Origin of the sequence: Cryptosporangium sp. NPDC051539 (genome assembly GCF_044454545.1) — a bacterium.
Classification (GTDB): Bacteria; Actinomycetota; Actinomycetes; order Mycobacteriales; family Cryptosporangiaceae; genus Cryptosporangium.
The window spans coordinates 55,563-82,356 of record NZ_JBITDV010000005.1; the positions used below are offsets into that span (position 1 = coordinate 55,563).

The following is a 26,794-nucleotide window of genomic DNA, read 5'->3' on the forward strand; positions in this document are numbered from 1 at the left end:
CTGACGTGCTTACTCGCGTTCGCCGACTTGCTCGGGTTCCTCCAGCCATGCCAGGACTGCGTCGGTGTGCTCACCCAGCATCGGCGGCGGGGTATGGATCGGCCGACCGCCCGCGAACGCGTTCGCGTCGAACCGCAGCGGCGGGCCGGGCAGTGTGATCGAGCCGAGCACCGAGTGGTCGACGTCCACCAGCAGGCCCTGCGACCGGGTCTGGTCCCACTCGTAGACGCGGTCGAGCGTCCGGACCTCGCCGGCCGGGATGCCGATCTCGGCGAGCTCGGGCAGCAGGTCGGCCAGGGAATAGGCCGCAAAGACCTGGTTCACCGCGGAGATGACTTCGTCGCGCTGCCGCACCCGATCCGGGTTCGAGCCGAACTCCGGCCGGTCCAGCGACGGGAACGCCGCGATGAACCGCCGCCAGAGCGCCTCGCTCCCGACCGAGATCTGCAGCGTCCCGTCGGCGCAGTGGAACAGCCCGTACGGCGCGATCGACGGGTGGTGGTTCCCCGACGCGGTCGGCACCTCCCCCGCGACCGTGTAGCGGGTGCCCTGGAACGCGTGCACACCGACGATCGCCGCCAGCAGGCTCGTGCGCACGACCCGGCCGCGTCCGGTCTCGTTGCGCTCGTGCAACGCCGCCACGACGCCGTACGCGCCGTACATCCCGGCCAGCAGGTCTCCGATCGGGACCCCGACCCGCGTCGGTTCCTCGGCGTTCGGGCCGGTCAACGACATCAAGCCGGCCTCGCCCTGGGCGATCTGGTCGTATCCGGCCCGGCCGCCCTCGGGCCCGTCGTGCCCGAACCCGGTGATGCTGAGCACGACCAGCCGCGGGTTCAGCTGGTGCAGCCGGTCCACGTCGAAGCCGAGCCGGTCGAGCACGCCCGGGCGGAAATTCTCGACCAGCACGTCGGCCCGCTCGACCAGCCGCGTCAGGACGTCTTTCCCGGACGGCGACTTCAGGTCGAGCGTCACCGATTCCTTGTTGCGGTTGCACGACAGGAAGTACGTCGACACCGAGTCGTCCGGCCCGACGAACGGCGGTCCCCACGACCGGGTGTCGTCCCCGCCGTCCGGATTCTCGATCTTGATCACGCGCGCGCCGAGGTCGCCGAGCATCATCGCCGCGTGCGGCCCGGCCAACGCCCGGGACAGGTCTACTACCAGCACGCCGTCCAGCGGCCCGTTCGCTCCCATCGGGCCAGGCTATGCGCGGCCGGACCCGCCGAGAACGGCGATCCCAGCCAACTACCGGACGCCGAACGTGGTGAACGCTGCCCGCGACGGCAGCCGGTAGGCCTCCCGCCCGATCACGGCGTTCAGGATCGTCGCCGCCCGGTGGGCGCCGAGACCGAGGTCGGGCGTCCCGACGCCGTGCGTGTGCAGCTCCGCGTTCTGGACGTAGAGCCCGCCGGTGACCGCTGCCGCCAGTTGCACCCGGTAGTCGCCGTCGATCCGGAACCGCCCGGCGTCGTCCCGGTTGATCGCGGGCTCCAGCGGCGCCAGGCAGAGCGGCGGCCGGGCCGCGTACCCGGTCGCGGCCACGACCCGATCGGTCCGGATCGTCACCGTGCGCTCCTGCAGCAGCTCCCGGCACTCCAGCGTGATGCCGTCCGGCCCGCGCGACGCCCCGACCACCTCGACGTTCGGCGACATCGTCAGCGGCACGGTCCCGCCGGCCACCGTGCGGTCGTAGAGCTCGGTGTGGATCGCGTCGATCGTGCCGGCGTCGATCGCCTTGTAGAGCTGCCACTGCTCCGGCACCAGCGTGTCGCGGACCCGCTCGGGCAGCGACCGGAAGTACCGCGTGTAGTCCGGCGTGAAGTGCTCCAGACCGAGCTTGGAGTACTCCATCGGCGCGAACGCCGGGGCCTTGGTCAGCCATCGCAGCCGCTGCCCGGTGCCGGCCCGCGTCCGCAGGAGGTCGAGCAGCACCTCCGCGCCCGACTGACCGGACCCGAGGATCGTGACGTCCTGCGCTGCGCGCAGCGACTCCTGGCGGTCGAGGAACTCCGCCGAATGGAACACCTCTTTCCCGAGCAGCGGACGCAGTGCCGCGGGCACCACCGGCTCGGTACCGACGCCGAGCACCGCGTTGCGCGCCCGGACGGTCGTCGTCCGCGCCGTGTGCACCTCGTAGACCTCGGCGACGAACAACTGGGCTTCGGCGTCCCAGGTGACGGAGTCGACCTGACGGCCGAACCGGCAGGACGGCAGCGACTCCGACACCCAGCGGCAGTAGTCGTCGTACTCGGCCCGCGGCACGTGGAAGCGCTCGGCGAAGTAGAACGGGAACAGCCGGTCCCGCTCCTGCAGGTACGACAGGAACGACCAGCGGCTGCGCGGATCGATCAGCGTGACCAGATCGGCGAGGAACGGCACCTGCAGCGTCGCGCCCGGGATCATCATCCCGGGGTGCCAGGAGAAGCCCGGCCGCCCGTCGAAGAACACCGCGTTCACGTCCGGAAGCGGCTCGGCCAGCGCGGCCAGCGAAAGGTTGAACGGCCCGATCCCGATGCCCAACACGTCATACGGCTCGGTCACCTGTGTACCTCCCAGAGCGGATTGGGGATCCGGACATACACCGACTGGGTCTCCACCGGCCCGACCAGCTCGTCCAGCCCGGCGACCCGGGTGAGCAGGTTCGCCTTGCACGGGAGCTCCGGGGCGTCCAGCAGGGTGTTGACGAAGCCGTAGCGGTGCGATTCGAGCGCGGCCACCGCGGCGCGCAGCAGCACGGTTTCGGCCGCGAGCCCGGCCGACCCGACCGCACCGATCAGGCCGAGCAGGTTGTTCACGCCGACGTAGTAGGTCACCCGCTCGCTGATGACGTCGTCGGGGTTCGTCGCGTCGCTGTCGACGCCGAGGCCGGGCAAAAGCGCGCGCAGCGTCCCGGCGCGGCTGGGCGAGAGGTAGTAGCCCTGGTTGTCTCGGTACCAGCCGCCGACCGGCCAACCGGACCCGTCGAGCGTCACCAGGGTGTTCTGCTGGTGCGCCTCCAGACCCAGCCCGTGCACGCCGTGCAGCCAGGCCACCGGTGCGATCACCTCGTCCACGTACCGGCGGATCCATTCCACCGCGACCGCGGCGGCCGGGCGTCCGGTCGCGGCGGCCAGGCCCTCGATCAGCAGCGCCAGCGCCGAGCGGGGATCCCGCAGGTCGGGCCGCTCCGCGACCAGCCCGGCCATGCACGCCACCCGGGCGTCCGGGCCGAACGGGTTGTCCCGCAGGCTCACCGCGAGCGCGACCTGCCCGGACGGGTCCTCGGTCGGTAGCGGCACCGCCACCCAGGCCGGGTCCCCGAGGATCCGGAACCGCGGGTGCGCGTCCGCCAGCATCCGGCCGAGACCGGCCTCCACCAGGCGATACGCCTCCGCCCCGCGGATCAGTTCCGGTATCAGGTGTTCCCGCCGCGAGTTCGTGATCCGGACGCCGAGCGAGAGCTTGAGCATCAGCGGAGCGTCCGCACGGTAGACCGTCCGTACCGACGACGTGGACGACCAGGCCTGGCCGCACGGGCCGAGGTCGTAGAGGCGTCCGTCGCCGATCAGGTCCTGGACGTCGGCGCGGGCCAGCAGTGAGCGGGCCTGGCGGAAATGGGCCGGGACCAGCACGGTGCCGGCCGGTCGGTGCAGGCTCGGCGGCGCGAGCGTGGCCACCAGGTCCAGCGCCGACGTCCCGGTCGCGGAGCCGTGCCGGACCATCGTCCGATCCACCGCGAACCAGTGCAGTGGGGCGGCGCCGCGGAGCTCCGGTGCGGCGCCGAGTTCGTCCACGTCGGACAGGCCGGGCCGGCTCTTCGGAGTGGGGTGCAGCGGGTGGCCGGACACCAGCGCCTGCTCGGCCGCGAGGAACGGCGACGCCGGGTCGCCGTTCGGGGTGGCGGCCCGGGCCCGGACGTAACGGTCGAGGCGGCGGGTCGAATCGATGACCTGCTCGACGAGGTCGCTCGGCGAGCCGTGCGAGCCGGCCTCCGTGGCCAGCAGCGCCGCGAGCACGGTCGCGTCCACATTGGTGCCGGACGGGAAGCGGGCCGGTCCGAAGCGGTGCCAGCCGGTCGCCGACCGGTACCGCACCCCGGCCGCGACCGTGACGCCGGTGGCGTGCAGCGCGATCTCGAGCGTGTCACCGGCGTGTGCGACCGGGACCCGGGCCTCGCGGGTCCAGCAGCGCAGCAGAGCCTGGACGGCGAGCGCGTTGGCGACGCCGTCGGTGGTGGTGGCGCCGGCTCTGGGGGTGAGGGAGGGACGGCTCTGGTCGGGGACGTTCCCGAGTAGCCGGTTGAGAATGTCGGGTTCGGTCATCGCACCGCCTTCAGTTCCGCTGCTCCGGCGGCCACTACCGCTTCGAGCAGCCCGTCGACGTCGGCCGCCGTGGCGTCCGGGTTGAGGAGCGTGAGCTTGAGCCAGACCTGCCCGTCGATCTCGGTGCGGCCGATCACCGCTCGGCCGGACGTGAGCAGCGCCCGCCGGAGGCGGGCATTGACGTCGCCCGGGTCTCGGCCGGTGCCGGCCTCTGGGGTGCCTACCTCCCGGTGAGCCGCATCCGTCCGGCCCGCGGGGCGTCCGTTGGATGCGCCGCGGAGGGCGGCGGGGTCTCGGTAGCGGAAGACGACGGTGGTGAGGGTGGGTGGCTGGTAGAGCTCCAGCTCGGGACGGGCCTCGACCGACGTGGCGGCGTGGCGGGCCAGGTCGGCGCAGCGGTCGACCAGCGCACCCAGGCCGGTGCGGCCCAGGGCCCGGAGGGTGACCGCGATCTTGAGGGCGTCGGGCCGGCGGGTGGTGCGCAGCGAGCGGCCGAGCAGGCTCGTGTAGCCGGCTTCCTCGTCGTCGGCGGGGTTGAGGTACTCGGCCCGGCGGGCCAGCGCGGCGAGGTTGGTGGCCGCACGGGTCAGGAAGATGCCTGCCGCTACCGGCTGCCAGCCGAGTTTGTGCAGGTCGAGGCCGATGGAGTCGGCGCGGTGGAGTCCGTCCAACAGCGGGGCCAGGCGCTGCGAGAACAGCGCGCCACCGCCGTAGGCGGCATCGACGTGGAGCCAGGTCCGGTGTCTGCGGGCGACCTCGGCGATGGCCGGGAGCGGGTCGATCGCACCGAGGTCGGTGGTTCCCGCGGTGGCGACGATCGCGATCGGGGTCTCGCCGTTGGCCTTCGCGGTCTCCAGCGCCTCGTCCAGGGCGGCCGGGTCCAGGCGGTGGTCCCGGCCGGTCCGGACCGGGACGACCGCGTCCTCGCCGAAGCCGAGCAGGCCGGCGGCGCGGTGGACGGAGAAGTGCGTGACGGCGGAGCCGAAGATCCGGTAGGTGCCCGCGGGAAGCCCGGTGCGGACGACGCCGGGGATCGCCGTCTCGCGGGCGAGCAGGAGCCCGAGCAGGTTCGACTCGGAGCCGCCGGTCGTGACGACGCCGCTCGCGGTCGCCGGGTCGTATCCGGCCAGGTCGGCGAGCTCGGCGATGACCGCGGGCTCCAGCGTCGTGCCGATCGGGGCCTGGTCCCAGGAGTCCAGCGACGGATTCAGGGCCGAGGCCGCCACGTCCGCCGCTACCGCCACCGCCAGCGGAGGCGTGTGCAGGTGGGCCGCGCACCGGGGGTCGGCCGGGTCGACCGACCCGGCCGCGAACAGGCGGACCAGCTCCGACAACGCGTCGGCCGCGTCGCCGCGCGCGGATCGGCGGGACGTGGCCGGGCCGGCGGCCGCGGAGGGCGACGTGTCCCCGTCGAAGAGCGCGTGCCGCCAAGCGGCGTCCAGCGCGACCGGCGCGCCCGCCGGAGCGGGGCCGCCACGATCGGCCGCGCCCACGGCCAGCGCGCCCAGCACCACCTGCAGCAGCTCGCCGAGCGCGTCGAGGTCGCGACCGGCGAGCGCGGCCGGGTGCGCCCGGATCACCGCCGGGTGGTCGAGCGCTCCCACCGTCGTGTCCGCGGCCCCGCTCGGCGTCACCGTGGCACCCGGCGTGGCGGCAGGGCCGGGGTCAGAGGCGTTCGAAGGCACGTTGGCGCTCCCAGTCGGTTACCACGGCGGCGAAGGCGGACTGTTCGGCGTCGGCGGCGGCCGCGAGGTGGTCGACGACCTCGTCGCCGAAGGCCTTCCGCGCCACCGCGCTGTCGCGCCAGAGCCGGGCCGCCGACTCCAGCGTCCGCGGCAGCGGCTCACCCGATCCGCCCGGCGGCGGCAACGGCAACTTCCGCTCGACACCGTCGAGCCCGGCTGCGACGATGCCCGCCACCACCAAATACGGGTTGGCGTCCCCACCGGCGATCCGGTGCTCGAACCGCAGTGACGGTCCGGCGCCGACGACCCGCAGCGCCCTCGTCCGGTCGTCGTAACCCCATGCCGCCGACGTCGGTGCGAACGCGTCCGGCGCGAGCCGTTTGTACGCGTTGATCGTCGGGGCGCACAACAGCGTGAACTCCGGCGCGCTCGCCAGCACCCCGGCCAGGAAGTGCTCCCCGAATTCGCCCAGCTGATCGGCGTCCCCCAGAGCAGGCTGATCGGAGGAGTCCCGGAGGGACAGGTGGACGTGGCAGGAGTTCCCCTCGCCGGTGTCGTATTTGGGCATGAACGTGATCGCCCGGCCCGCGGCCTCGGCGATCTGCTTCGCACCGGTCTTGTAGAAGACGTGGCCGTCGCAGGCGGCGAGCGCGTCGGCGTACCGGAACACGATCTCGTACTGCCCGGGGTGCACCTCGCCGCGCGCGGACTCGACCCGCAGGCCGGCGTCGGTCATCCCGCGCAGCAGACGTCCCACGAGGTCGTCGAGCTCGCCGAGACCGGTCAGCGCGTAGTCCGAGTTGTGGCGCGACGCCGGGCGCAGCCCGCCGTACCCGGCGGTGAACGCTTCGCGGTAGGACTCCGAGAACACCAGGAACTCGAGTTCGGTGCCGACCAGCGCGGTCAGGCCCAGGGACGCGAGTTGATCGAGCTGCGAGCGCAGGATCTGCCGTGGCGCCACCGGCAGGTGAGCACCGGCCCGGTCGACGGCGTCCGCCAGCACCAGCACCGTCCGGTCCCGCCACGGCAGCGGCCGTACGGTGGCCGGATCGGGCCGCAGCACGACGTCCCCGTACGAACCGGCGTACGAAGCGAACGCCCGCATGTCGACGTCGGCCGACAACAGGTAGTCGCACCCGCCGTAGCCGGCCGCGGCCACCTCGGCGCGGAAGAAGTCCCCGGCCAGCCGGGTACCGACCAGCCGCCCGTACAGGTCGGGCATCGCGAGCACCACCTCAGCCGCGTCGGCCAGCCCGCTCACCCGTGCACCACCAACGGGTTCGGCACGTGACCGTGCACGATCTCGAACTCCTCCTTCTCGGCCCGGTCGTGGAACCCGCCGCCGGTGAGCTGTTCGCGGTTCAGACAGATCCGTTCGACGTCGGCCGAGGTCAGGCCGTACGCCTCGCGCCGGGCCGCGGCGGCCGGAACGCGCTCGAAATACGCGTCGACCTCGGCGCGCACGAGCCCCCAGAACTCCGGCTCGGGAACGGCGACGAGCACCGCCAGCGGCCGGAACACCCCGGCGAACACCGCGGTGACGATCGAGTGCGCCAGCTCCGCCTCCGACCACCGCGGCAGCAATCGATCCGCCTCGGCCGGCAGTCCCTCGTACGACCGCCCCGGCAGCAGGTTCACGTCCTCGGCGAAGTCCTTGAGCATCGTGCGGACCGGAACGTCGTCGGGGCCGAAGACCACCACGGTGTTCTCCCCGTGCGGGCAGAACGCCAGGTCGTGGACGTGCAACGCGTGCAGCGGAGCGGCCAGCACGACGCGCAGCAGCGTCCGCACCCACTCCCGCTCGGACCACCCGGAACGGCGCACCAACTCCGCCACCAGCGGCACGCCGTCCGAGCCGGTCACCAGTAGCGACGCCAGCGATCGGGCCCGCTCGCCCGGGTGCAGGTACGTCTGCACCGGCTCGCGCCAGACCGCCGCGAGCAATTCGTGGTACCGGTAGGGCGCGTCCGGGATCCGATCGAACAGCGGGTGCCGCACCGCGACCGACGCGACCTCGCCGAGCAGGTCCACGTGCGCGCTCAGGAACTCGTCCGATGCCCGCAGCGCGTGCAGCCAGGACGAGACCGCGGGCGCCCCGGCCGTCGGACCGGCCGGCAGCCCCCTCCACACCAGCGTGTTCCGGATCAGCAGCGGCACCTTGACGTTGCGTTTCGCCGGGTGGTCGACGTTCACCAGCGTGCGCACCGACGCCAGCGCCCGGTACCGGTCGGGCGCCTCGCCCAGCTCGACGATCCGCCCGTCGGCCAGGTACGGCGCGAACAACGTGCGCACCGCGGCGTCCAGATGGAAAGGGTGAACCGGGAGCCAGACGTACCCGTCCGGCGCTCGGGACGCGAACGCGGCCGTCGTCGCCTCGTCGAGCTCGTCCTCGAGCGGGACGCCGTGCGCGGAGGCCAGCGACGGGTGCACGGCGATCCAGGTCAGCCGTAGCGTCCGGGCCGCCTCCGGCGCGTACGCGGACGCGTCGGAGGCGGTGAAGCCGAGCCGTCCCTTGTTGAGGACCATCGCCGGGTGGCCGCCCTGAGCGGCCTCGAGCTCGACGTGGGACGCGTCGGCGAGCTCCTTGGCGGTCGGCAGCCGCCGGCGCAGCAGCGCGTCCGCCGACCAGGTCGCGACCAGCTCGCGCAGCGCCTCGGCGGTGGTCGGGCCGTCCAGGCCGAGCGCGCCACGGGCGTCGACCAGGAACTCCATCGGGTCGGACGCCTGCTCGCCGTTGCGCCGGATCGAGCCGGGGTCGATCCGCCAGCTCTCGAAGCCTCCGCGGGCCGCGCTGAACGTGTACTCGACGTCGTCCGCGAGCGTCACGCGGTACCGGCCGTCGCCGAGCGGTACGGGGGTGAGCATGTCCTCGTAGGACAGCTCGGCGAGCGCGCGCACGAGCAGCGCGTGGCCGGAGTCACGCCAAGCTCGATCAGTCATCGCATTCCTAGGGTTGGCGGAATAGGCCTGCCGCGTCGCAGGTCATCGCATGTGACGAGCGGCGCGGCGCCACTCCCTACACTCCCTCGCCACCACCCCGGTCTGGCAAGGGGTGATCGCGCTCACGCGCAGGCGCTCAGGGCGTCGGCGAGCCGATCGAGGACGGCGTCGGCTTCGTGATCGGTGATGGTCAACGGCGGCAACAGGCGCAGCACCGCGTCGTGCCTGCCACCGAGTTCAACGAGCAGACCGCGTTGTAGACACTCGTTCCGCACACGTTCGGCCAGCGCGGACGCCGCCGGGCGCGCGCCGAGGTGGTCGGGTTCGGCGTCCGCCTCGACGAGTTCGACGCCGAGCATGAGGCCGCGGCCACGGATGTCCCCGATCGCGGGGTGCCGGATCTGCTCGAGTCCGTCGCGGAGCCGGCCTCCGATCCGCGCGGCGCGCCGGGGCAGATCGTTCTCGCGGACGAACCGCAGCGTCGCCGCTCCCGCGGCCATCGCGAGCGCGTTTCCGCGGAACGTCCCCGCGTGCGCCCCCGGCTGCCAGACGTCGAGGTCGTCGCGGTAGAGGATCACCGCGAGCGGCAGTCCGCCGCCGATCGCCTTCGAGGCCACGATGACGTCCGGCACGATGCCGGCCCGCTCGTACGCCCACGTCGTCCCGGTCCGGCCGACCCCGGTCTGCACCTCGTCCACCACCAGGGGGACGCCGTGCAGCTGGGTGACCGTACGCAGGCGACGCAGCCAGTCGTCCGGGGCGGGGATCACGCCGCCCTCGCCCTGCACCGGTTCGAGCAGCAGCGCGGCCGGAAGCAGGACACCGCTGTTCGGGTCGCCGAGCAGGCGCTCCACGTAGGAGGCCGCGGCGTGTTCCCCGATGGTCCCGCCGAGTCCGAGCGGACAGCGGTACGGGTACGGATACGGCAGCCGGGTGACGTCGAGGTTCGTGCCGGTACGCGCGGCCACGCCGCCGGACGCGGACATCGCGGCCAGGGTCATGCCGTGGTAGGCGCCGGTGAACGCGGCTACGGAATGGCGGCCGGTGGCGGTCTGGGTGAGCTTGATCGCGGCCTCGACCGCGTCCGTGCCGGCCGGGCCGCAGAACTGGATCTTGAAGCCGTTCGGAATCGTCTCGAACAGTTCGGTGACGAATTCGTCCTTCTCCGGCGTGGCCAGATCGAGCGTGTGCAGCGGGCGTCCGGCGTCCATCGTCCGCCGGATCGCGTCGACGACCACCGGGTGGTTGTGCCCGAGTGCGAGCGTGCCCGCGCCGGACAGACAGTCCAGATAGGTCCGGCCGTCCGCGCCGTGGACCGTCATGCCCTCGGCACGCACCGGGACGATCGGAAAGTGTCTCGCGTACGTGCGGGCCGCCGACTCACGGGCGGTTTGGCGTGCGAGAATGCCGTCGACCCGGCTGAGCACGGTCATGTGGGGGGCTTCCTAGGGGTCGCTTCACTTAGGACAGCCTAACCTCATCGGAGATTGGTCACGTCGTCAACCCGGCTCGCCGGGCGGGGTCTCGGCGTCGCTCCCTCCGGACGGATCAGAGCAGTCCGCCACGCGGGCGGCTGCCCCAGGAACGCGGGCATCGCGAACTCGAACCCGTAGGCGCCCGCGTTCGGGAACAGCAGCAGATCCCCGGCCCGGACCGACTCGACCGTGACGTCGCGGGCCAGCACGTCCTCAGGGGTGCACAGCTCGCCGGAGATCGTGACCGCCGCCCGCTCGGCCGCCGGGCGGGGCAGGCCGACCGGCCAGTCGTCCACCGGGAGCACCGCGAAGTTGTGGCGGATCTCCCAGGAGGTCGGGAGCTGGAAGTGGTTGATGCCCCCGCGGACGACGACGAAGACCTCGCCGTACGAGTGCTTCACGTCCACGACCTCGGTCGCGTACCAGCCGATCGGACCGGCCATCCAGCGGCCGGGCTCGAGGATCAGTTCGGTGTTTTCGGGGACGGCCACCTGCCGGCCGAATCGGTGGACGTCGAATTCCGGTCCGGGTTCGAACGGGATCCCGAGGCCGCCGCCGACGTCGATCGTCCGGAGCTGCAGACCGTGCTCCTCCGCGGTTCGGACCGACCAGTCCACCACACCGCGGACGTAGTCCGCATGCAGGTCAGCGTCCATGTTCCCGCTCACCGCATGCAGATGGAAGCCACTGAAGCGGACGCCCGGCAACGAACCGAGCGCGCGCAGGACGCGCGGGATCTCCGGTTCGGGGATGCCGAACGGGCTGGGGAGCCCGCCCATCGTGAGGCCGGTGGACCGCTCGATCCTCAGCGGGGAGCGCCGAGGGTTGACCCGCAGAGCGACCGGGACCTCGCGTCCGGTGGCGTCGCGGCCGGGGGCGTCGCGGCCGGGGGCGTCGCGGCCGGGGGCGTGGCGGCCGGGGGCGTGGCGGCCGGCCGCGACGGCGGCGCGGGAGAGGCGGTGGAGTTCGAGCAGGCTCTCGACGTTCACCGTGAGCGCGCCGTCGGGGATCTCCGGGCCGAGGAGACCGGCCAGCAGCGTCGGGTTCTTGGCCGGGCCGGAGGCGACGATTCGCGGAGGCACGCCGGCCTCCCGGGCGGCGGCGAGCGCCAGCCGGGCCTCGGAGACGCTCGCGACCTCGAAGCCGTGGATGCGTTCCGCGAGGGCCGCGAGGAGCGGAGGGTACGAGTTGGCCTTGACCGCGAAGCAGACCCGGGCGCCGCCCGGTAGCGCGTCGACGAGGCCGGTGGCGCGGGTCTGGGCCGCGGCGAGGTCGTAGAGGTAGCCGCCGACCGGCTCGCCCGAGCCGCGGCTCGCGAGGGCCGCCGCACGGACGGTCGTCGGTATCGCGTCGATCGGCAGCGCGCCGGCGCCCTCGAACGAGCGGGGCAGGTCCACCGTGTTCCTCCCTCCCGTTGCGGGTTTGGACGGCAGGCTACGCGAATGACGACAGTTCGGACGTCCCGACGTCTGACGTGCGGGAGTGAGTCAGGATGGAGGGGTGAGCGCGAGTAACGCCGAAGTGCCGAGGTGCGGTGCGGCTACTGGTTCTGGCCGGCCGTGCCGGAACCGGGTTCAGCAGGTGGGCGACCGTTGCTCCCTGCACCAGGGTGCTTCGGCGGTTGCGGCCGCGGGCGCGACGGAACCGTCCCCGGCCGGGCCGGTGACGGCTGAGGCGGCGGCAGCCGGGGCGCCGGCGGCTGAGGCGGTGGCGGCTGGGGCGGGCCTGGACGGGGCGGAGTCGGCGGACGTGCCCGGTGGGTCGGCCCCGGCCGACCGGCCTCGGCGGCGGCCGGCGAAGTCTTCGCGCGCCACGAAGGCGGCGGCCGAGCCGCCGAGCCCGGCGAAGGCGCGCCCGACCACGTCTCGGGGGCGCAAAGCTCCCGCTGAGGCGCCGCGGGCCAGGGCGACCCCGGCTGAGCCGGAGTCCGCCGATGTGGCTTCGGCCCAATCGGTCGATGCCGAGCCGGCTCAGGAGGCTGTCGCCGAGGCGCCGACGACTCAGGGCGGTGTCGCTGACGCGGGGTCGGCTGAGGCGGGCGGGCCCAAGCGGGCTCGGCGCGCTCCTCAGCGGCCCGCCCGCACGCCTCGGCGGAACACGCGTCCGCGTGGCCGGTCTCGCTCTCCCGAGCCGCCGCTACCGGGCGCGGAGCCTCCCGGCCCTCCGGCCGCAGCATCGCCGGGGACAGAGACGCCGTCCGCCGGACCCTCCGCAGCCGAGGCGACCCCGCCGACCGCCGATGCCCCAGCCGCAGATGTTCCGGCCCCGAAGGCGCCTGCGGCCGAGGCGTCTGCGATCGAGCCACCACCCGCGGCACCGCCCGCGGCACCGCCCGCGCCGCCTGCCCCCGGAGCGCCCCAGACGGCTACGCCCCCTGCGTCAGCGCCGACTGCAGAGACGCCCCCTTCGGACCCGACCCCCACGAACCCATCCCTCGCGAACACGCCCCCCGCGGACACGACCCTCGCGAACACGACCCCCACGAACAAGACCCCCACGGACACGCCCCCCGCGGACACGACCCCCACGAACAAGACCCCCACGAACAAGACCGCCGCGGACGTCCCTGCGGCCATCATCGACGCGGATCCGGCCCTCGCGAACGCCGCAGACGGTACGGGCAGCGCGGGCGGCGGATCGGCCGCAGCGCCGGAAACCCAACCGCAACCCGAGCCCGAGCCCGAGAAGCGCGACCCTCGGCTCGACCGCGCCGCTCAGCGGTGTGCCACCGCCATCACCAACGGCGCGCTCGACGCCGTCGACAAGCTCGCGACCCCCTACCTCGGCGAAGCCGGCTGGCGCCAGCTCCAGGACGCCTGGCGCCGCGAGAACTGCGTCCTCGTGACCTCGGTCGCCCGCCAAGCGCTCCAGTCCCCCGCGAAACTCCACGACGCCGCGGGCAAGCTCGCCGCCCAGGTCTGGATCTGGCTGGGCCGCCCCTGGGTCGAGCAGATGATGATCCGCGAGGTCGTGAAGCGCCTCCCGATCCTCGGCGAAAGCCAGGTCCGCCCGGTGGCCCGCGCCGTCCAGCTGGCCGCGATCCGCCTGTGCCACCAGACCGACCACGACCTCACCCACTGCCCCGCCTTCGCCGACCTGGTCGAACACGAAGGTGAACGCCGCCCCAAGCAACTTCTCGACGCCGGCGTCAAGGGCTGGGACGCCCTGGGCCGCCTCCGCTGAGCGTGAGCGCCATGGTCGAGAGCGGCCTCGTCCTCGTCGCCGAGGACGAGCCCTCGATCGCCGACCTCATCACGCTCTACCTCGAGCGCGACGGCTACCGCGTGCGGGTCGAAACCGACGGCGCCACCGCCCTCCAGGAGATCCGCCGCCTCCGACCGGTCGCCGCGATCCTCGACATCGCGCTTCCGAGCCGCACCGGCACCGACATCTGCCGCGCATTGCGTGCCGAGAACGACTGGACCCCGGTCCTCTTCGTCACCGCCCGCGACGACGAGATCGACCGGATCCTCGGACTCGAACTCGGCGCCGACGACTACCTCACGAAACCGTTCAGTCCCCGCGAACTCGTCGCCCGCCTCAGATCGGTCCTCCGAAGAAGCCGAACGGCCACCGGCGCCAACCCCCGATCAGCCGGCCCCCTCTTCACCAGCACCCTCCCCACCGGCTCTCTTTCCACCGGCCCTCTTTCCACCGGCACCCTCACCATCGGCACCCTCCGCGTCGACCCCGGAGCCCGCCGCACCTGGGTCGGCGACACCGAGGTCCCGCTCACCGCGACCGAGTTCGACCTGCTCGCGCACCTCATGCGCAGCCCCGGCCGGGTACACACCCGCGAGCAGCTCCTCAGCGCGGTCTGGGGCTACGCCGCGGTGAGCGGCGCCCGCACCGTCGACGTGCACGTCGCCCAGGTCCGCGGCAAGCTCGGCCCGGCCTCCCCGATCCGGACCGTCCGAGGCGTCGGCTACTCCGCCGAACCCTCATGAGAGTCGCCACCCGCCTGACGATCCTCACCAGCGCGGTCGCCACCGTCGCGGTCCTCGTCGCCGCCGTGCTCTCGGCCGGCCTGATCCGCGGAGCCACCGGCGCGGAGAGCCGCCGCCTCCTGGCCCGCGAGGCCGACGCCGCCGCGAACAGCACCACGCCGCGGCCGTGGCTGGCCCGCGCCCTCCGGGCGCAGCAGGTCTCGGTGGTACAGGTCGACGCCGACCAACAGCTCACTACCGACGATCCGGACGCCGCGGCCGCAGCGAAAACCATCCTCCCGACGCTCGCAACCGGCACCAGCGTCTCGACGTCCCAGCAGGTCGACGGCCTCACCTGGCTCCTCGAAGGCCGCCCGGTCGGATCGGGTGCGGTCGTACTCGCCCAGCCCGCCGACGCGAGCCGGACGTTCGGCCGCCAGATCCTCGTCCGGACGAGCCTGTCGCTGGCCGTCGGCCTGGCGGTCGCGATCCTGGCCGGCCTGCTGCTCGCCCGCCGCTCCAGCCGGACGCTGCGCCGCACCGCGGTGGCGGCGCACCGGATGGCCGCCGGTGACCGGGACGTCCGGCTGCCGGTCGAGGGCCCGACCGAGATCGCCGAGGTCGCGGGGGCGTTGAACTCGCTGGCCGGTGCGCTGGACGCCTCCGAGAGCCGCCAGCGCGACTTCCTGCTGGGCATCTCCCACGAACTCCGGACGCCGCTCACCGCGATCAACGGGTTCGCGGAGTCGCTCGCGGACGGCGTGGTCACCGGTGACGACACCGCGGCCGTCGGCGCGACGATCCACGCCGAGGCGCAGCGCCTCGACCGGCTGGTCGGCGACCTGCTCGACCTCGCCCGCCTGGACGCCGTCGACTTCCCGCTCGACCTCACGGACGTCGACCTCACCGCGCTCGTGGCCGAGGCGGCGCGCGTCTGGGGGCCACGGTGCGCGGCCGAGGGCGTCGACTTCCGGCTCGACGTCGTCGACGAGCCACTGGTGCTGGAGACCGACCCGATCCGGGTCCGCCAGATCGTGGACGGCCTGGCCGAGAACGCCCTGCGGGTGACACCCGCCGGCCGCCCGATCGTCTTCGCGCTACGCACCGACGAGGCACACGCGGTGCTCGATGTCCGCGACGGCGGCCCCGGGCTCACCGAAGAGGACTACCCGGTCGCGTTCGACCGCATGGTGCTCCACACCCGCTACCGGGGCGTCCGCCGGGTGGGCACCGGCCTGGGCCTGGCTCTGGTCCACCGCCTGGCCACCCGTCTGGGCGGCACCCCGTCGGCTGGTCCGGCCCCCGAGGGCGGCGCGCGCTTCAGCGTCCGCTTTCCCGCCTGAGAACGGACGCGACCGACGTCGGTGTGCGCTCCAGCAGTGCGGCCAGCACGCGGGGATTGCCCACCAGCCCGTGGCGGTCGTAGTACAGGAACATCGAGCCCAGCGCATCTCTCGGGTAGCCCCGGAGCGGTGTGTCCAGGTACCACTCGTCCGGGTCCTCGCGCTCCGCGGGCACACCCAGCAGACGGGCGACGTCGGCGATCGAGAGGAGTTCCGGGCCGGCCAGCTCGTACCGGGCGTACGAGTGGCCCGGCTCGCTCAGGACCCGGGCGGCCACCGCGGCCACGTCCTCCAGGTCCACGAACGCGAACTTCACGTCGACCGAGTACGGCACGGTCAGGACGTCGGCCGGGCGGATGTTCTGGGCGTACGCACCGGGCTGCAGGATCGTCCAGTCCGTACCGGACGCGACGATCAGCTCCTCGGCGCGCGCCTTGGCCCAGTGGTGCGGCATCGCCTCGATCGCCGGGTGCAGCACCGAGTGGTACACGATCCGGCGCACACCCGCGGCGAGCACGTTCCCGACGATCGACGCTTCCTCCGCGTGCACGTTCGGCGCGATCACGTACACCGCGGAAACGCCGTCGAGCGCGTCGGCCAGTTGCGTGGCGTCCGCCAGATCGGCTCGAACGGTCTCGGTCGCACCGGCCTCGGCCCCACCCGGACGCACGACCGCACGGGTCGGGACGCCGCGGGCGGCGAGCGCCGCCAGCACGGCACGTCCGGTCTTTCCACCTGCACCCGTGACCGCGATCATGGCGAAGGCCTACCCCGCGCGACCGTTCACAGAACGTCGACCTCGGCGAACGTGCGGCCGCCGGCCAGGGCCGGGTAGCCGGGGCCGCGGTCGAAGAACGCCTCGGAGGCCGAGGTCCGCGACCCGCGCAGCGCCTCCGACGCGGCCTCGTCGACCGTTCCGTCGGACGCGACCACGACCCCGTAGTCGTTCCGCGCGCCGGTGACCGAAATCTTGCCCCAGGCCAGGTCCCGCGCGACCTCCTCGTACGGACGCTCGAGCGGATCGCCCCAGCCGCCGCCACCGGTGGTCCGGATCCGGATCACCTCGCCGGCCCGCACCGGCTCGGCGTCGGCCAGCGCGTCCACGACCCGCTCGTTCGGCCCCTCCGGGTCGATGACGACCTCGAACGGACGCCCGGCGCGACCGCCCCTGACCCCCCAGCAGGCCAGCAACGACCGGTCGGCGATCGACATGAACGACGCGTCCCGCAGCATCCGGATCCGCTTCTCGTACCCGAGCCCGCCCCGGTACCGCCCGGCGCCCCCGGAGTCGACCGCCAGCCCGAGCGACTCGACCACGAACGGCCACCGCGACTCGGCGAACTCGACCGGGATGTTCCGCGAGTCCGGCACGACGTGGATCGTGTCCTCGCCGTCGGCGTAGTACCGGCCGCCGGACCCGCCGCCGAGCACTTCGCGCATGAGATACGGGTCTCCGGAAGCGTCGGACCCGTAAACCCCGGTGTACCGGATCGTCTCCTGGTCGGCGGGCATCCGGCCGTCGACGGCCTTCGCCACCACGCCGGCCAGCACCCCGAGCAGACGCAGGATCACGAACGTCCGGGCATTCGTCGGCGCCGGGAAGATCGGCGTCAGCAGCGTCCCGGGCGGCGGGAACTTCATCTCGATCAACGGGATCACGCCCTCGTTGACGTCGAGCTCGGCTGCCCGTTCCGGCGAGTCGGCCAGGTTGCGCAAGATCGGCGCCAGCCATTTGGCCAGGAAATTGCCGTCGGAATAGTTCGCGCAGTGGTTGATCGGGCCCTTGGCCTGCGGTGACGTCCCGGTGAAGTCGAGGATCAGCTTGCCGTCGGTCACCCCGTCGCCGGCCGAGACCTTGGTCAGCGTGATCCGTTGCGCGTGCAGCTTGGGCTCGTCGACGCCGTCGTGCTCGGCGTAGTCCTCCCAGACGTACGTCCCGTCGGGAATCTTCGAGAGCAGTTCGGCCCGGAACACCCTGGTGGTGTTGGCCAGGATCGCGTCGAAACACTCCTCGACCATCAACCGGCCGTACCGGGTGAACAGCTCACCGAGCCGGCGCGCGCCCATCAGGCAGGCCGAGCACTCGGCGTCCAGGTCGGCGGCGAGCGAGTCGGGCATCCGCGAGTTGCGGGTCATGATCTTGAGCGCGGCCTCGTTCGGCACGCCGGCGTCCCAGAGCCGGATCGGCGGGACCATCAGGCCCTCTTCGAACACGCTGGTCGCCGCGGACGGCATCGACCCCGGAACCGCGCCGCCGATGTCGTCGTGGTGCCCGAACGCCTGGACGAACGCCACCACGTCCCCGTCGTGAAAAACGGGAACCGTGACGCAGAGGTCCGGCAGGTGACCGATCCCGCCCTCCGACAGGTAGACGTCGTTGTGGAAGAACACGTCCCCCGGGCGCATCGAGTCCAGCGGGTAGTCCCTGGCCACCGGCTGCACGAGTGCCGAATACGACCGGCCGGTGAGTTTGCGCAGCTTGCGGTCGTGGATGCCGGCCCGGAAGTCGTGCGCGTCCCGGATCATCGGTGACCGCGCGGTGCGCCCGATCGCGGTCTCCACTTCGAGCTCGATCGCCGCGAGCGTGCCTTCGACGATTTCCAGAACGATCGGGTCGACGCTCACTTGGAGATCACCAGGTTTCCGAATCGGTCGACGACAGCGGTGAAGCCCGGGTGCAGCGGCACGGTCGAGCCGTACTCCTCGATGATCGCCGGGCCGTCGACGCGGTTGCCCGGCGAGAGGTCGGGCCGCCAGTAGATCGGCGTGTCCTCGTAACCGGCGTCGAACCACACTCGTCGTGTGCCGGTGGGCGAAGGCGGTCCGCCGGGCGAAAGCGGCACCAGCTCCGGACGGCGGATCGGGCCGACGCCGGTGACCCGCAGGTTCACCCACTCGACCTGCTGCTCCGGCTTGTCGCGGAAGCTGTATCCGTAGGTCTGTTCGTGCGCCGCGTGGAACGCCTCCCGGGCCTGGTCGAGGTCGACGCCGTGCACCGGGACCCGCACCTCGAACGCCTGCCCGTAGTACCGCAGGTCAGCGGTGCGCACGTACTGCTGCTCGGCGCGCGGGAAGCCCTCGCCGTCCAGAGCCTCGGCCGCCGAGGCCTCCAGTGCCGAGTACACGGAGGCGACCCTCGACGCGTCCAGGGACGAGTGCCGCGCCACCAGCGTCTGCACGTAGTCGTTCTTCACGTCGACGGTGAGCAGCCCGAACGCCGACAGGTTGCCCGGATCGCGCGGCACCAGCACCGACGCGCACCCCAGGATGTCCACCAGCCGGCACAGCAGCAGCGACCCCGAGCCGCCGAACGTCACCAGCGTGAAGTCACGCACGTCCAGCCCGCGCTTCACGGTGACCTGCCGCAACGCGTTGGCCTGGTTCCAGGCCGAGATCTCCAGCACGCCGGCCGCGACCGAGGGCAGGTCCAGCCCGAGCGCGTCGCCGAGCTCTTCCAGACCCGCGGTGGCCGCCGAGACGTCCAGCGGCACCTCACCGCCGAGCAGGTGCGGAGGGATCCGCCCGAGCACGACGTGCGCGTCGGTCACCGTCGGCTCGGTGCCCCCGCGTCCGTAGCAGAGCGGTCCCGGGTCGGCTCCGGCCGATCGCGGCCCCACCTTCAGAGACCCCTCGCGCGAGAGCCACGCGACCGACCCGCCGCCCGCGCCGACCGTCACCACGTCGATCATCGGAATCTTCGACGGGTACACGCCGACGGTCCCCTCCGTCGTCAGCGTCGGCTCACCGCCCAGAACCACGCTGACGTCGGTCGACGTGCCACCGCCGTCGCACGTGAGCACACGTTCGAACCCGGCCGCACCGGCCACCAGGGCCGCGCCGAGCGCACCCGCCGCCGGACCGGACAGCACGGTCGTGATCGGCTGGTGCACGACCTCCTCCGCCGAGAGCACCCCGCCGTTGGACTTCATGACGTAGAACGGGGTTTTCTCCGGCAGTTTCGACGCGATCCCCCGCACGTAGGCGCCGACCCGGGGCTTCACCGCGGCATCCACCAGCGTGGTCATCGCCCGCTCGTACTCGCGGTATTCGCGGAGCACGTCACTCGAGAGCGACACGACCGCTCCGGGGTGCTCGGCCGCGAGAACGTCCCGCATTTTCCGCTCGTGGGTGGCGTCCGCATAGGCGTGGAGGAAACAAACGCCGAGGGTGTCGACGCCCTGCTCGCGGAACCACCGCGCGACCTCGCGCGCTTCGGCCTCGTCGAACGGACGGATCTCCGCACCGGTGTGGTCGAGCCGGCCGCCGACGGTCTTCACCAGGTCGGCCGGCACGATCCGCGGTGGCTTGACCCAGAAGTAGGAGTTCCCGTAGCCGTCGGGAACGCTCTGCCGGGCGATCTCCAGGAGGAAGCCGAAGCCCTCGGTCGTGATGAACCCGAGGCGGCCGACCTTCCCTTCGAGCAACTGATTCGTGGCGACGGTCGTCCCGTGCACGAACGCGGTCACCTCCGCGTCCGCACCGATCAGCGACAGAACCTTGCGGACGCCGTCCAGGAAGCCTTCGGCGGGGTCCGACGGGGTCGAAGGCGTTTTGGTCGTGACGAGGCGACCGCTCTCCTCGTCGATCGCCACCACGTCGGTGAACGTGCCACCGGTGTCGATGCCGATCCGCAGCCGTCGCGCCATACGAGAGCCTCCCTGATGGTTCCTACCCGAATTGAACGGGCAAGATCCGCCAGGTTCGCCGTCAAGTTCTGCTAAGGCAGCGACCCCTCAGGTGGTGGCCGCTGCCAGCGCGGCGAGGGTCGGGCCGAGAGGTGAATCCAGGCGGACCGCGGCACATTCGTCGCCGCGGGTCGGGCCCTGGTTGACGATCGCGACCGGGATCCGGGCCTTGGTCGCCTGCATCACGAACCGGCGGCCGGAATACACGGTCAGCGAGCTGCCCAGCACGAGCAGTAGACCGGCGCGGTCGACGGTCGCGTGGCAGTCGACGACCCGGTCCTTCGGCACGTTCTCGCCGAAGAACACGACATCGGGCTTGAGGACGCCACCGCAGTTCACGCAGTCGACGACCGCGAACCCGTCGAGCAGTTCCTCGGCCAGGTCGACGTCGCCGTCGGGGTTGACGGTCTCCGGGTCGGTTTCTCCCCCGAAATGCGGGTTGGCGCCGCGGAGACGGTCGTCGAGCTCCAGGCGTCCGGACAGGTCGCCGCAGTCGAGGCAGATCACGCGGTCGAGCGAGCCGTGCAGCTCGATGACGTCGTCGGCGCCACCGGCCTGGTGCAGGCCGTCGACGTTCTGGGTGATGATGCTGTCGACCAGGCCGTTGCGCTGGAGCCGGGCCACCGCGCGGTGACCGTCGTTGGGGGCGGCACGGCTGATCGTGCGCCAGCCGAGGAAGCTGCGCGCCCAGTAGCGGCGCCGGGCGGTCTGATCGCGCGTGAACGCCTGGTAGGTCATCGGGGTGTGGTTGCGGGAGTAGGCCCCGGACGGCCCGCGGTAATCGGGGATCCCGGACTCGGTGGAGATACCGGCGCCGCTGAGCACGACGACGCCGCCTCGTCGGACGAGGGCCGTCAGCTCGGCGAGATCCGACTCGGGGAGCGCAAGGGTCACGGGCTCAATCGTGCCTCAGCGCGGCTCGAACAGCAGGAACCAGCGGTGGCCCGAGGGGTCGATGATCGTTCCGGCGCGCCCGTACGGGCCGTCGGCGACCTCGCGGTCGAGCGTGGCACCGGCCGCGACCGCACGCGCCACTCCCGCGTCCACCTCGTCCGGCGTCTCGAGCGACAGGTGCAGCGTCACGCTGACGCCGCCGGCCCGGGCCGGGGCGACCAGCCCCATCTCGGGGAACTCCTCCGCGAGGAACAGCCGGATCGGGCCGATCTGCAGGGTCGCGTGGCCGACCTTGCCGTCCGGCATGATCACCGGCTCGCCGATCAGCACGGCGCCGAACGCGGCGACGTAGAAGTCGATCGCGCGACGCCCGTCGGCGACCGAGAGGTATGGGGTGAACTGCTTGATCCGGAGCGGAGTCGAGGTGGGAGTGGTCATCGGAACCTCCAGGTCGGTCTCGAGCGTGATGTCGACGATCTCGTCGGTGTCGAGCAGACGCGCGAGTTCGTCCGCGGTGAGCTCGTCGGGGTCGATGAAGCCGGGGTCGATGAAGCCGGGGCGGCCCGGGATCGGGCCGTGGTCGGCGGGACGGCCGTAGCGGGTCGGCCGGGGACGAACGAGCGCCTGCTCCAAGCGGAGGCGGAGAGCCGCGGCGAACATCGGGTCGGGTGTCTCGTCGGGGACGGGGTCGCGAAGGGCGTCCAGCGGGTCAGTCATCGCTGCTCCCTTCCTCGTACGCGGCGCGGAACGCGGCTCTCGCCCGGACGATCAGCGCTTCGGTGGCGTGCCGGGTGCGGCCCAGCAGGCGGGCCACCTCCGGCACCGGCAGGTCGTCGACGTAGCGCAACGTGAGCGCGGCCCGGTTCTGCGGTCCGAGCCGGTACAGGACGTCACGCGCGCGGAGCACGTCGAGCCGCACGTCCCAGGGGTCGTGCACCTCGGGCTCCACGACGTGCAGCGAGCGTTGCTCCCGGGCTTCCCGGCGCCAGTGGTCCACGAGCTTGTTCCTCGCGACGGTGATCAGCCAGGCCACCGTCGGCGCCTTGCCCTGGCGGACCGCGGTCACCGCGGCGAGGAACGTCTCACCGGTGAGGTCCTCGGCGAGCGCGGTACTGCCGCACCGCGACCGCAGGTACCCGTAGACGTCCGGGAGCGCGCGGTCGTACAACGCCAAGAGGTCGGCGCTGCGCTCCGGGTCGCTGCTCATACCTGTTCATCGCTCGACACGTGCGAACTCCGACGGTCGGGTCCCGGAATAGCCCCTGTCCGGCTGCTAGTTGACTGAAGCATGCCACTCACCGGTGAATACGAGCCGAGCCCCTCCGACTGGGCGCGCAAGCAGGCCGAAAAGTTCGAGGCGAGCAACGGCGCCGAGGCCAACGAGCTGCGCGGCGTCCCGATCATTCTGCTGACGTCGGTCGGCGCGCGGAGCGGAAAGCTGCGGAAGACGCCGCTGATGCGGGTCGAGCACGAGGGGGAGTACGCGGTCGTCGCGTCCAAGGGCGGGGCGCCGGAGAACCCGGTCTGGTTCTACAACCTGGCCAAGAACCCGCACGTCGAGCTGCGTGACGCCGACCAGGTGAAGGACTACGAGGCGCGCCAGGCCGACGGCGACGAGTACGAAGCCTGGTGGAAGCGGGCGGTCGAGGTATGGCCCGACTACGCCGAGTACCAGAAGAAGACCGACCGGAAGATCCCGGTCTTCGTGTTGACGCCGATCGAGGCATGAGCCCGGCGCTCAACGCAGGAGCGTGAACGCCGTGTCGGCGGCGGTTACGGCCTCGGGGTAGAGGTCGTCCGCCGACCGGCCGGCGGAGAGCTGCCGCCAGTTGTCCCTCGCGAGTACGCGTTGCACCGCGAGTACCTGGGCCGCCCGCAGCGCCGCGACGAGGTCGCTCCGCGTGGCGCCGCCGTCGGTGGTGGCGGCGAGGGCTCCGGCAAGGGCTTTCTCGTCTTCGTCGATGAAGGCCGTGCGGCGCGCGCTGAGCGCCGGGGTCTCGAACACCAGACGGTGGAACGCGAGGACCTCGGGCACGTCGTTCAGCCCGGTCACCGGGTCGCGCCGGGCGAGACCCTCGACGAAATGGGCGTGCAGCGCCTCGATCGGGTCGGTCGTGGCGTCCCGGACCACCCGCGCCGCCTCGCCCAGGTGATCGCCGATCCGGTGCAGTACCAGGTCTTCCTTCGACGGGAAGTAGCGGAACAGCGTCGGCTTCGAGACCTCGGCCGCCTCGGCCACGTCGGCCACCGAGACCGCGTCGAATCCCCGCTCCAGGAACAGCCGGATCGCCGTACCGGAGATCGTGTCGTGCGTCCGTTGCCGCTTGCGTTCCCGCAGCCCGCTCATGGCTCCACAGTCTCCTGGACGTACTGCCGGAACGTCCGCGGTGCCGATCCGAGCACGTCGGACACCGCCGGGGAGACGAACGCCGGCCTCCCCAGCGTGGCGGCCCACGCCGCGAGCAGCATGTCCACGACCGGGCCCGGCCAGATCCCTGCCGTCTCGCGGCGGAACTCGTCCGGCGTGAGCTCGTCGAACGTGACTTCCCGGCCCAGGACGTCGCCGATGATGCCCACCTGCTCGGCCTGGGTCAGCGATTCGGGGCCGGTCAGCACGTAGTCGTCGTGGCCGCCCTGGATCAGGGCCTGCGCTGCTACGGCGGCCACGTCGCGGTCGTCGACCGGTGCCGTCTCGGCCGACGCGTAGGGCCACCGGACCGCCTCTCCGGCCCGGATCGCGGGGATCCACCAGGCCAGCGCGTTCGACGCGAACATCCCGGGCCGGAGGATCGTCGACTCGAGCCCGGCGTCCGCGATCCGCTGCTCGATCTCGGCGTGCAGCCCGGCCATCGGATTGGGTTGCTGGAAGAACGGGTGCGGCGTCCGGTGCGGCGAGGAGAGGAACACGACCCGACGGGTCTGCGCGGCGAGACGCTCGACCACCGCCGGGACGGTCGCGGGCGCGGCCGTCCACACCAGGAAGACGGCGCTGACCCCGCGCAATGCGGCGTCCAGCGATTCGGGCACCGTGAGGTCGCCGGTGACGACCTCGACGCCCGGCGGCAGCGTCGTCGGCGCCTCGGCGCGGTGGGTGAGGGCGCGAACCGGCACGCCGGCCTCGGCCAAGAGGCCGGCGACCAGGCTTCCGACCCGGCCAGTGGCTCCGGTGACTAGCACTGTCATTTTTTGTCCCTCGGTAAAGTTTGTTACCGAGTAACATTATCAGAGCACTTGCGCTCCCGGCACCGCCCGTGCTCATCGTTGTTCTCGCCCAGAGTCACGCGTCCCCGGAGCGGAGAACCATGGCCGACATCAACTTCTACTTCGACCCGATCTGTCCGTTCGCCTGGATGACCAGCAAGTGGATCCGGATCGTGCAGACGCAGCGCAACTACACCGTCGACTGGCGGTTCATCTCCCTGCGCCTGATCAACTCGCATCTGGACTACGACACCCACTTCCCCGCCGACTACGACGTCCAGCACACCGCGGGGCTCCGCCTCCTGCGGGTGGCCTCGGCCGCGCGCGAGCAGCACGGCCGCGAGGCGATCGGCCCGCTCTACGCCGCTTTCGGCGCGCGCATTCTCGAAACGAGTCCCGACGAGGGTCGCGTCCCCGGCTGGCAGGGCACGCCCGATCTCGCCGCCGACGCGCTCGTCGAGGCCGGGCTCCCGGCCTCGCTCGCCGACCACCTCGACGACAGCGCCCGCGACGCCGAGATCCAGGCCGAGTCCGACGAGGCGTTGTCGCTGACCGGCAAAGACGTCGGTACGCCCATCGTGCACTTCGAGCCACCGGACGGCGTGGCGTTCTTCGGGCCGGTCATCAGCCGGCTGCCCGACGACGAACAGGCCGGCGTGCTCTGGGACCACGTCGTCGGTCTGGCCCGGTTCCCCGGGTTCGCCGAACTCAAGCGCAGCCTCCGTGAGCAGCCGCAGCTCCCGTCGTTCGGCGTCGAGGCCCGGGAGGCCGGCAAGGTCGAGGACTGGCACGCCGGGAGCCGCCGGCTCAAGAAGTAGTGCTGCAACCGTTCGGCGGGTGGTCCGCTGTTCTTCGGCCGGCCGACGCTGGTCGACGATCGGGCGCGCCGGGCCGCGCCCGGCCCGATCACCCGGGTGGGGTCGCCGCTCGTGTCAGCGTCGTGGTCGTGACGGTCTCGGCGACGACGGTGCCGTTCGAGACCACCCAGCGCGGGGCGGCGTGGCGTCGCAGCACGTCGACGACCCGGTCGGCGTCGTGGACGACGAAGTTCGCGGGCGCGTCGTCGGCGAGCACGTGGCCGTGGTGGCCGAGCACCGTGGCGGCCTCGGTGGTGACCAGGTCGAGCAGCGCCTGCTGGGCCGGCCCGGTGCGGAATTCGAGCAGGTGGGCGGCAAGGAACGCGACTTCCCAGAGGTTGGCCCGGCCGAACGGGTAGTACGCGTCCTCGATGTCGTCCTGCCCGAGCGCGACCGGGAGACCCTGTTCGCGGAACAACGCCACCGGCAGGTGCAGAGGCCCGGTCTGGGGATCGCTGACGAAGCCGAGGCGCGCCTTCTTCGCCAGCCCGGCCAGGCGGAGCAGCGACGGCCGGGGATACAGCGCGAGAGCGCGGGCGTGGCAGGCGACACCGCGGCCGGCCAGACCGTGTTCGAGCATCGCGGTGGCCAGCATTTCCGTCGTGCGCAGGTTCGGGTCGCCTGCGTCGTCGGTGAGCATCGCGACGCGCTTGCCGGTGCGGGCGGCCAGCGCGCAGGCCCAGTCGACGTGCGCGCGGGCGTCGGCGTCGGTGTGCTCGATCCAGGGAATGCCGCCGACGACGTCGGCCCCGAGGCGGAGAGCTTCCTCGCAGAGCTCGGCCGCGCCCGGATCGCGGAGGACGCCGTCTTGCGGAAACGCCACGATCCGGACGTCGAGCACGCCGTCGAACTCCGCGCGGGCCGTGTTGACGGCGGCGAATCCCTCCAGGCCGGCGGCCGTGTCGACGTCGACGAAGGCCTGGAGGTGCAGGGTGCCGTGCCGGACGGCCTCGGTGAGCGCCCGCCGGATGTGCGGGAGCGCGTCCTCGCGGCGGTAACCGGTCTTGACCGCGCCGGCGAGCTCGATCGACGTCTGCGCGCCCGCCATCCCGTCGTCGGTGTACGCGGAGAGCGCCGCGTCGCCGACCCGGTTCAGCGTGTGGACCTTGTCGAGGTGCAGGTGGCAGTCGACCGCGGACTCGGTCACGAGCCGCCCCTCCGCCGCGAGCACCCGCGGACCGGCCGCCCCGGCCACGCCGGCCGCCTCGGCCGCCTCGCTGGTGGCGGACGCCCCGCCGGTGGCGGCCGCGTCGCTGGTGGCGGACGCGTCGCTGGTGGCGGAGGCGCGCAGGGCGGCGCGTGCTTCGGTGCGTGGGAGCACTCGCAGACGGCCGGCGTCGACCACCAGGTCGACGACCCGCCCGTCGCGCAGCCGCGCGTCGGTGACGACGAGGTCCATTCCGCCTCCCTCGGGCGGCGAGGACGCCGCAACTACTCGGGGCGCCCGGACCAGCCGCCCCGCCGGAGCAGCCGTCCGGCCGGAT

Annotated in this window: 22 protein-coding genes; 5 read left to right on the plus strand and 17 right to left on the minus strand. The window is 72.5% G+C overall.

What is annotated here, in order from left to right:
• Positions 1–9: 9 nt before the first annotated feature.
• The 8 genes from ACIBZJ_RS16775 to ACIBZJ_RS16810 form a co-directional block, all read right to left on the minus strand.
• The gene (locus tag ACIBZJ_RS16775) at positions 10–1,197 is read right to left on the minus strand and encodes a CaiB/BaiF CoA transferase family protein (RefSeq protein ID WP_395930347.1); all 1,188 of its coding nucleotides are present in this window, start codon (positions 1,195–1,197) and stop codon (positions 10–12) included.
• Between the two features lie 51 nt (positions 1,198–1,248).
• Positions 1,249–2,544 (minus strand): lysine N(6)-hydroxylase/L-ornithine N(5)-oxygenase family protein, encoded by a 1,296-nt coding sequence (locus ACIBZJ_RS16780; protein ID WP_395930349.1) that lies wholly within the window; start codon positions 2,542–2,544, stop codon positions 1,249–1,251.
• The gene (locus tag ACIBZJ_RS16785) at positions 2,541–4,304 is read right to left on the minus strand and encodes an IucA/IucC family protein (protein WP_395930350.1); all 1,764 of its coding nucleotides are present in this window, start codon (positions 4,302–4,304) and stop codon (positions 2,541–2,543) included. The genes ACIBZJ_RS16780 and ACIBZJ_RS16785 overlap by 4 nt, the downstream gene beginning before the upstream one ends.
• Entirely contained in the window at positions 4,301–5,938 is a 1,638-nt protein-coding gene (locus ACIBZJ_RS16790) for a pyridoxal phosphate-dependent decarboxylase family protein (RefSeq protein WP_395930351.1), read from the minus strand. The genes ACIBZJ_RS16785 and ACIBZJ_RS16790 overlap by 4 nt, the downstream gene beginning before the upstream one ends.
• A gap of 31 nt (positions 5,939–5,969) precedes the next feature.
• On the minus strand, positions 5,970–7,250 hold the full coding sequence (locus ACIBZJ_RS16795) for a glutamine synthetase family protein (RefSeq protein ID WP_395930352.1): 1,281 nt from the start codon (positions 7,248–7,250) through the stop codon (positions 5,970–5,972).
• On the minus strand, positions 7,247–8,929 hold the full coding sequence (locus tag ACIBZJ_RS16800) for an IucA/IucC family protein (protein ID WP_395930353.1): 1,683 nt from the start codon (positions 8,927–8,929) through the stop codon (positions 7,247–7,249). The genes ACIBZJ_RS16795 and ACIBZJ_RS16800 overlap by 4 nt, the downstream gene beginning before the upstream one ends.
• A gap of 122 nt (positions 8,930–9,051) precedes the next feature.
• Entirely contained in the window at positions 9,052–10,362 is a 1,311-nt protein-coding gene (locus ACIBZJ_RS16805; protein ID WP_395930354.1) for a diaminobutyrate--2-oxoglutarate transaminase family protein, read from the minus strand.
• A gap of 44 nt (positions 10,363–10,406) precedes the next feature.
• A complete protein-coding gene (locus ACIBZJ_RS16810; RefSeq protein ID WP_395930355.1) occupies positions 10,407–11,801 on the minus strand; it encodes a hypothetical protein in 1,395 nt (464 codons plus the stop codon).
• Positions 11,802–13,245: 1,444 nt separating this feature from the next.
• On the opposite strand from ACIBZJ_RS16810, the gene ACIBZJ_RS16815 reads away from it, so the two are divergent.
• The 3 genes from ACIBZJ_RS16815 to ACIBZJ_RS16825 are packed head-to-tail and all read left to right on the plus strand — an operon-like array spanning position 13,246 to position 15,673.
• On the plus strand, positions 13,246–13,587 hold the full coding sequence (locus ACIBZJ_RS16815; RefSeq protein ID WP_395930356.1) for a hypothetical protein: 342 nt from the start codon (positions 13,246–13,248) through the stop codon (positions 13,585–13,587).
• Between the two features lie 11 nt (positions 13,588–13,598).
• Positions 13,599–14,351, plus strand: a complete 753-nt coding sequence (locus ACIBZJ_RS16820) for a response regulator transcription factor (RefSeq protein WP_395930357.1) — start codon at positions 13,599–13,601, stop codon at positions 14,349–14,351.
• Positions 14,348–15,673 carry a histidine kinase dimerization/phospho-acceptor domain-containing protein gene (locus tag ACIBZJ_RS16825; RefSeq protein ID WP_395930358.1) on the plus strand — a complete coding sequence of 442 codons (1,326 nt, stop codon included), beginning with the start codon at positions 14,348–14,350 and terminating at the stop codon, positions 15,671–15,673. The genes ACIBZJ_RS16820 and ACIBZJ_RS16825 overlap by 4 nt, the downstream gene beginning before the upstream one ends.
• On the opposite strand, the gene ACIBZJ_RS16830 is transcribed toward ACIBZJ_RS16825, so the two are convergent.
• The 6 genes from ACIBZJ_RS16830 to ACIBZJ_RS16855 all read right to left on the minus strand — a co-directional run bounded on the left by ACIBZJ_RS16830 (position 15,651) and on the right by ACIBZJ_RS16855 (position 22,459).
• The gene (locus tag ACIBZJ_RS16830; RefSeq protein ID WP_395930360.1) at positions 15,651–16,430 is read right to left on the minus strand and encodes an SDR family oxidoreductase; all 780 of its coding nucleotides are present in this window, start codon (positions 16,428–16,430) and stop codon (positions 15,651–15,653) included. The genes ACIBZJ_RS16825 and ACIBZJ_RS16830 overlap by 23 nt on opposite strands.
• 26 nt (positions 16,431–16,456) lie before the next feature.
• Positions 16,457–18,322: a hydantoinase B/oxoprolinase family protein gene (locus ACIBZJ_RS16835; protein ID WP_395931224.1), complete on the minus strand. Its 1,866-nt coding sequence runs from the start codon at positions 18,320–18,322 to the stop codon at positions 16,457–16,459.
• The gene (locus tag ACIBZJ_RS16840; RefSeq protein ID WP_395930362.1) at positions 18,295–20,319 is read right to left on the minus strand and encodes a hydantoinase/oxoprolinase family protein; all 2,025 of its coding nucleotides are present in this window, start codon (positions 20,317–20,319) and stop codon (positions 18,295–18,297) included. The genes ACIBZJ_RS16835 and ACIBZJ_RS16840 overlap by 28 nt, the downstream gene beginning before the upstream one ends.
• Before the next feature lie 87 nt (positions 20,320–20,406).
• Positions 20,407–21,252, minus strand: a complete 846-nt coding sequence (locus ACIBZJ_RS16845) for an NAD-dependent protein deacetylase (RefSeq protein ID WP_395930364.1) — start codon at positions 21,250–21,252, stop codon at positions 20,407–20,409.
• A 15-nt stretch (positions 21,253–21,267) separates the two neighbouring features.
• A complete protein-coding gene (locus ACIBZJ_RS16850) occupies positions 21,268–21,969 on the minus strand; it encodes a VOC family protein (RefSeq protein ID WP_395930366.1) in 702 nt (233 codons plus the stop codon).
• A complete protein-coding gene (locus tag ACIBZJ_RS16855; RefSeq protein ID WP_395930368.1) occupies positions 21,962–22,459 on the minus strand; it encodes an RNA polymerase sigma factor in 498 nt (165 codons plus the stop codon). Before ACIBZJ_RS16855 ends, ACIBZJ_RS16850 begins: the two co-directional genes overlap by 8 nt.
• 81 nt (positions 22,460–22,540) lie before the next feature.
• Between ACIBZJ_RS16855 and ACIBZJ_RS16860 the strand changes: the two genes are divergently transcribed.
• A complete protein-coding gene (locus ACIBZJ_RS16860) occupies positions 22,541–22,981 on the plus strand; it encodes a nitroreductase family deazaflavin-dependent oxidoreductase (RefSeq protein WP_395930370.1) in 441 nt (146 codons plus the stop codon).
• A gap of 9 nt (positions 22,982–22,990) precedes the next feature.
• On the opposite strand, the gene ACIBZJ_RS16865 is transcribed toward ACIBZJ_RS16860, so the two are convergent.
• Together ACIBZJ_RS16865 and ACIBZJ_RS16870 are read right to left on the minus strand one after the other, a co-directional pair.
• The gene (locus tag ACIBZJ_RS16865) at positions 22,991–23,599 is read right to left on the minus strand and encodes a TetR family transcriptional regulator (RefSeq protein ID WP_395930372.1); all 609 of its coding nucleotides are present in this window, start codon (positions 23,597–23,599) and stop codon (positions 22,991–22,993) included.
• Positions 23,596–24,429 carry an NAD(P)H-binding protein gene (locus ACIBZJ_RS16870; protein ID WP_395931226.1) on the minus strand — a complete coding sequence of 278 codons (834 nt, stop codon included), beginning with the start codon at positions 24,427–24,429 and terminating at the stop codon, positions 23,596–23,598. Before ACIBZJ_RS16870 ends, ACIBZJ_RS16865 begins: the two co-directional genes overlap by 4 nt.
• Positions 24,430–24,554: 125 nt before the next feature.
• Between ACIBZJ_RS16870 and ACIBZJ_RS16875 the strand changes: the two genes are divergently transcribed.
• Positions 24,555–25,271 (plus strand): hypothetical protein, encoded by a 717-nt coding sequence (locus ACIBZJ_RS16875; RefSeq protein WP_395930374.1) that lies wholly within the window; start codon positions 24,555–24,557, stop codon positions 25,269–25,271.
• A gap of 88 nt (positions 25,272–25,359) precedes the next feature.
• Here ACIBZJ_RS16875 and ACIBZJ_RS16880 read toward each other — a convergent pair whose 3' ends face one another.
• Positions 25,360–26,709, minus strand: a complete 1,350-nt coding sequence (locus ACIBZJ_RS16880; protein ID WP_395930376.1) for a cytosine deaminase — start codon at positions 26,707–26,709, stop codon at positions 25,360–25,362.
• Positions 26,710–26,794: the final 85 nt, after the last annotated feature.

What these genes read in the sequence shown, in the direction of transcription:
- ACIBZJ_RS16820 (WP_395930357.1), top strand. Translation starts at nt 13,599, where the DNA reads ATGGTCGAGAGCGGCCTCGTCCTCGTCGCCGAGGACGAGCCCTCGATC.
- ACIBZJ_RS16825 (WP_395930358.1), top strand. Translation starts at nt 14,348, where the DNA reads ATGAGAGTCGCCACCCGCCTGACGATCCTCACCAGCGCGGTCGCCACC.
- ACIBZJ_RS16865 (WP_395930372.1), bottom strand. Translation starts at nt 23,599, where the DNA reads ATGAGCGGGCTGCGGGAACGCAAGCGGCAACGGACGCACGACACGATC.
- ACIBZJ_RS16875 (WP_395930374.1), top strand. Translation starts at nt 24,555, where the DNA reads ATGGCCGACATCAACTTCTACTTCGACCCGATCTGTCCGTTCGCCTGG.
- ACIBZJ_RS16840 (WP_395930362.1), bottom strand. Translation starts at nt 20,319, where the DNA reads ATGGCGCGACGGCTGCGGATCGGCATCGACACCGGTGGCACGTTCACC.
- ACIBZJ_RS16800 (WP_395930353.1), bottom strand. Translation starts at nt 8,929, where the DNA reads ATGACTGATCGAGCTTGGCGTGACTCCGGCCACGCGCTGCTCGTGCGC.
- ACIBZJ_RS16855 (WP_395930368.1), bottom strand. Translation starts at nt 22,459, where the DNA reads ATGAGCAGCGACCCGGAGCGCAGCGCCGACCTCTTGGCGTTGTACGAC.
- ACIBZJ_RS16880 (WP_395930376.1), bottom strand. Translation starts at nt 26,709, where the DNA reads ATGGACCTCGTCGTCACCGACGCGCGGCTGCGCGACGGGCGGGTCGTC.
- ACIBZJ_RS16830 (WP_395930360.1), bottom strand. Translation starts at nt 16,430, where the DNA reads ATGATCGCGGTCACGGGTGCAGGTGGAAAGACCGGACGTGCCGTGCTG.
- ACIBZJ_RS16860 (WP_395930370.1), top strand. Translation starts at nt 22,541, where the DNA reads ATGCCACTCACCGGTGAATACGAGCCGAGCCCCTCCGACTGGGCGCGC.
- ACIBZJ_RS16805 (WP_395930354.1), bottom strand. Translation starts at nt 10,362, where the DNA reads ATGACCGTGCTCAGCCGGGTCGACGGCATTCTCGCACGCCAAACCGCC.
- ACIBZJ_RS16850 (WP_395930366.1), bottom strand. Translation starts at nt 21,969, where the DNA reads ATGACTGACCCGCTGGACGCCCTTCGCGACCCCGTCCCCGACGAGACA.
- ACIBZJ_RS16785 (WP_395930350.1), bottom strand. Translation starts at nt 4,304, where the DNA reads ATGACCGAACCCGACATTCTCAACCGGCTACTCGGGAACGTCCCCGAC.
- ACIBZJ_RS16775 (WP_395930347.1), bottom strand. Translation starts at nt 1,197, where the DNA reads ATGGGAGCGAACGGGCCGCTGGACGGCGTGCTGGTAGTAGACCTGTCC.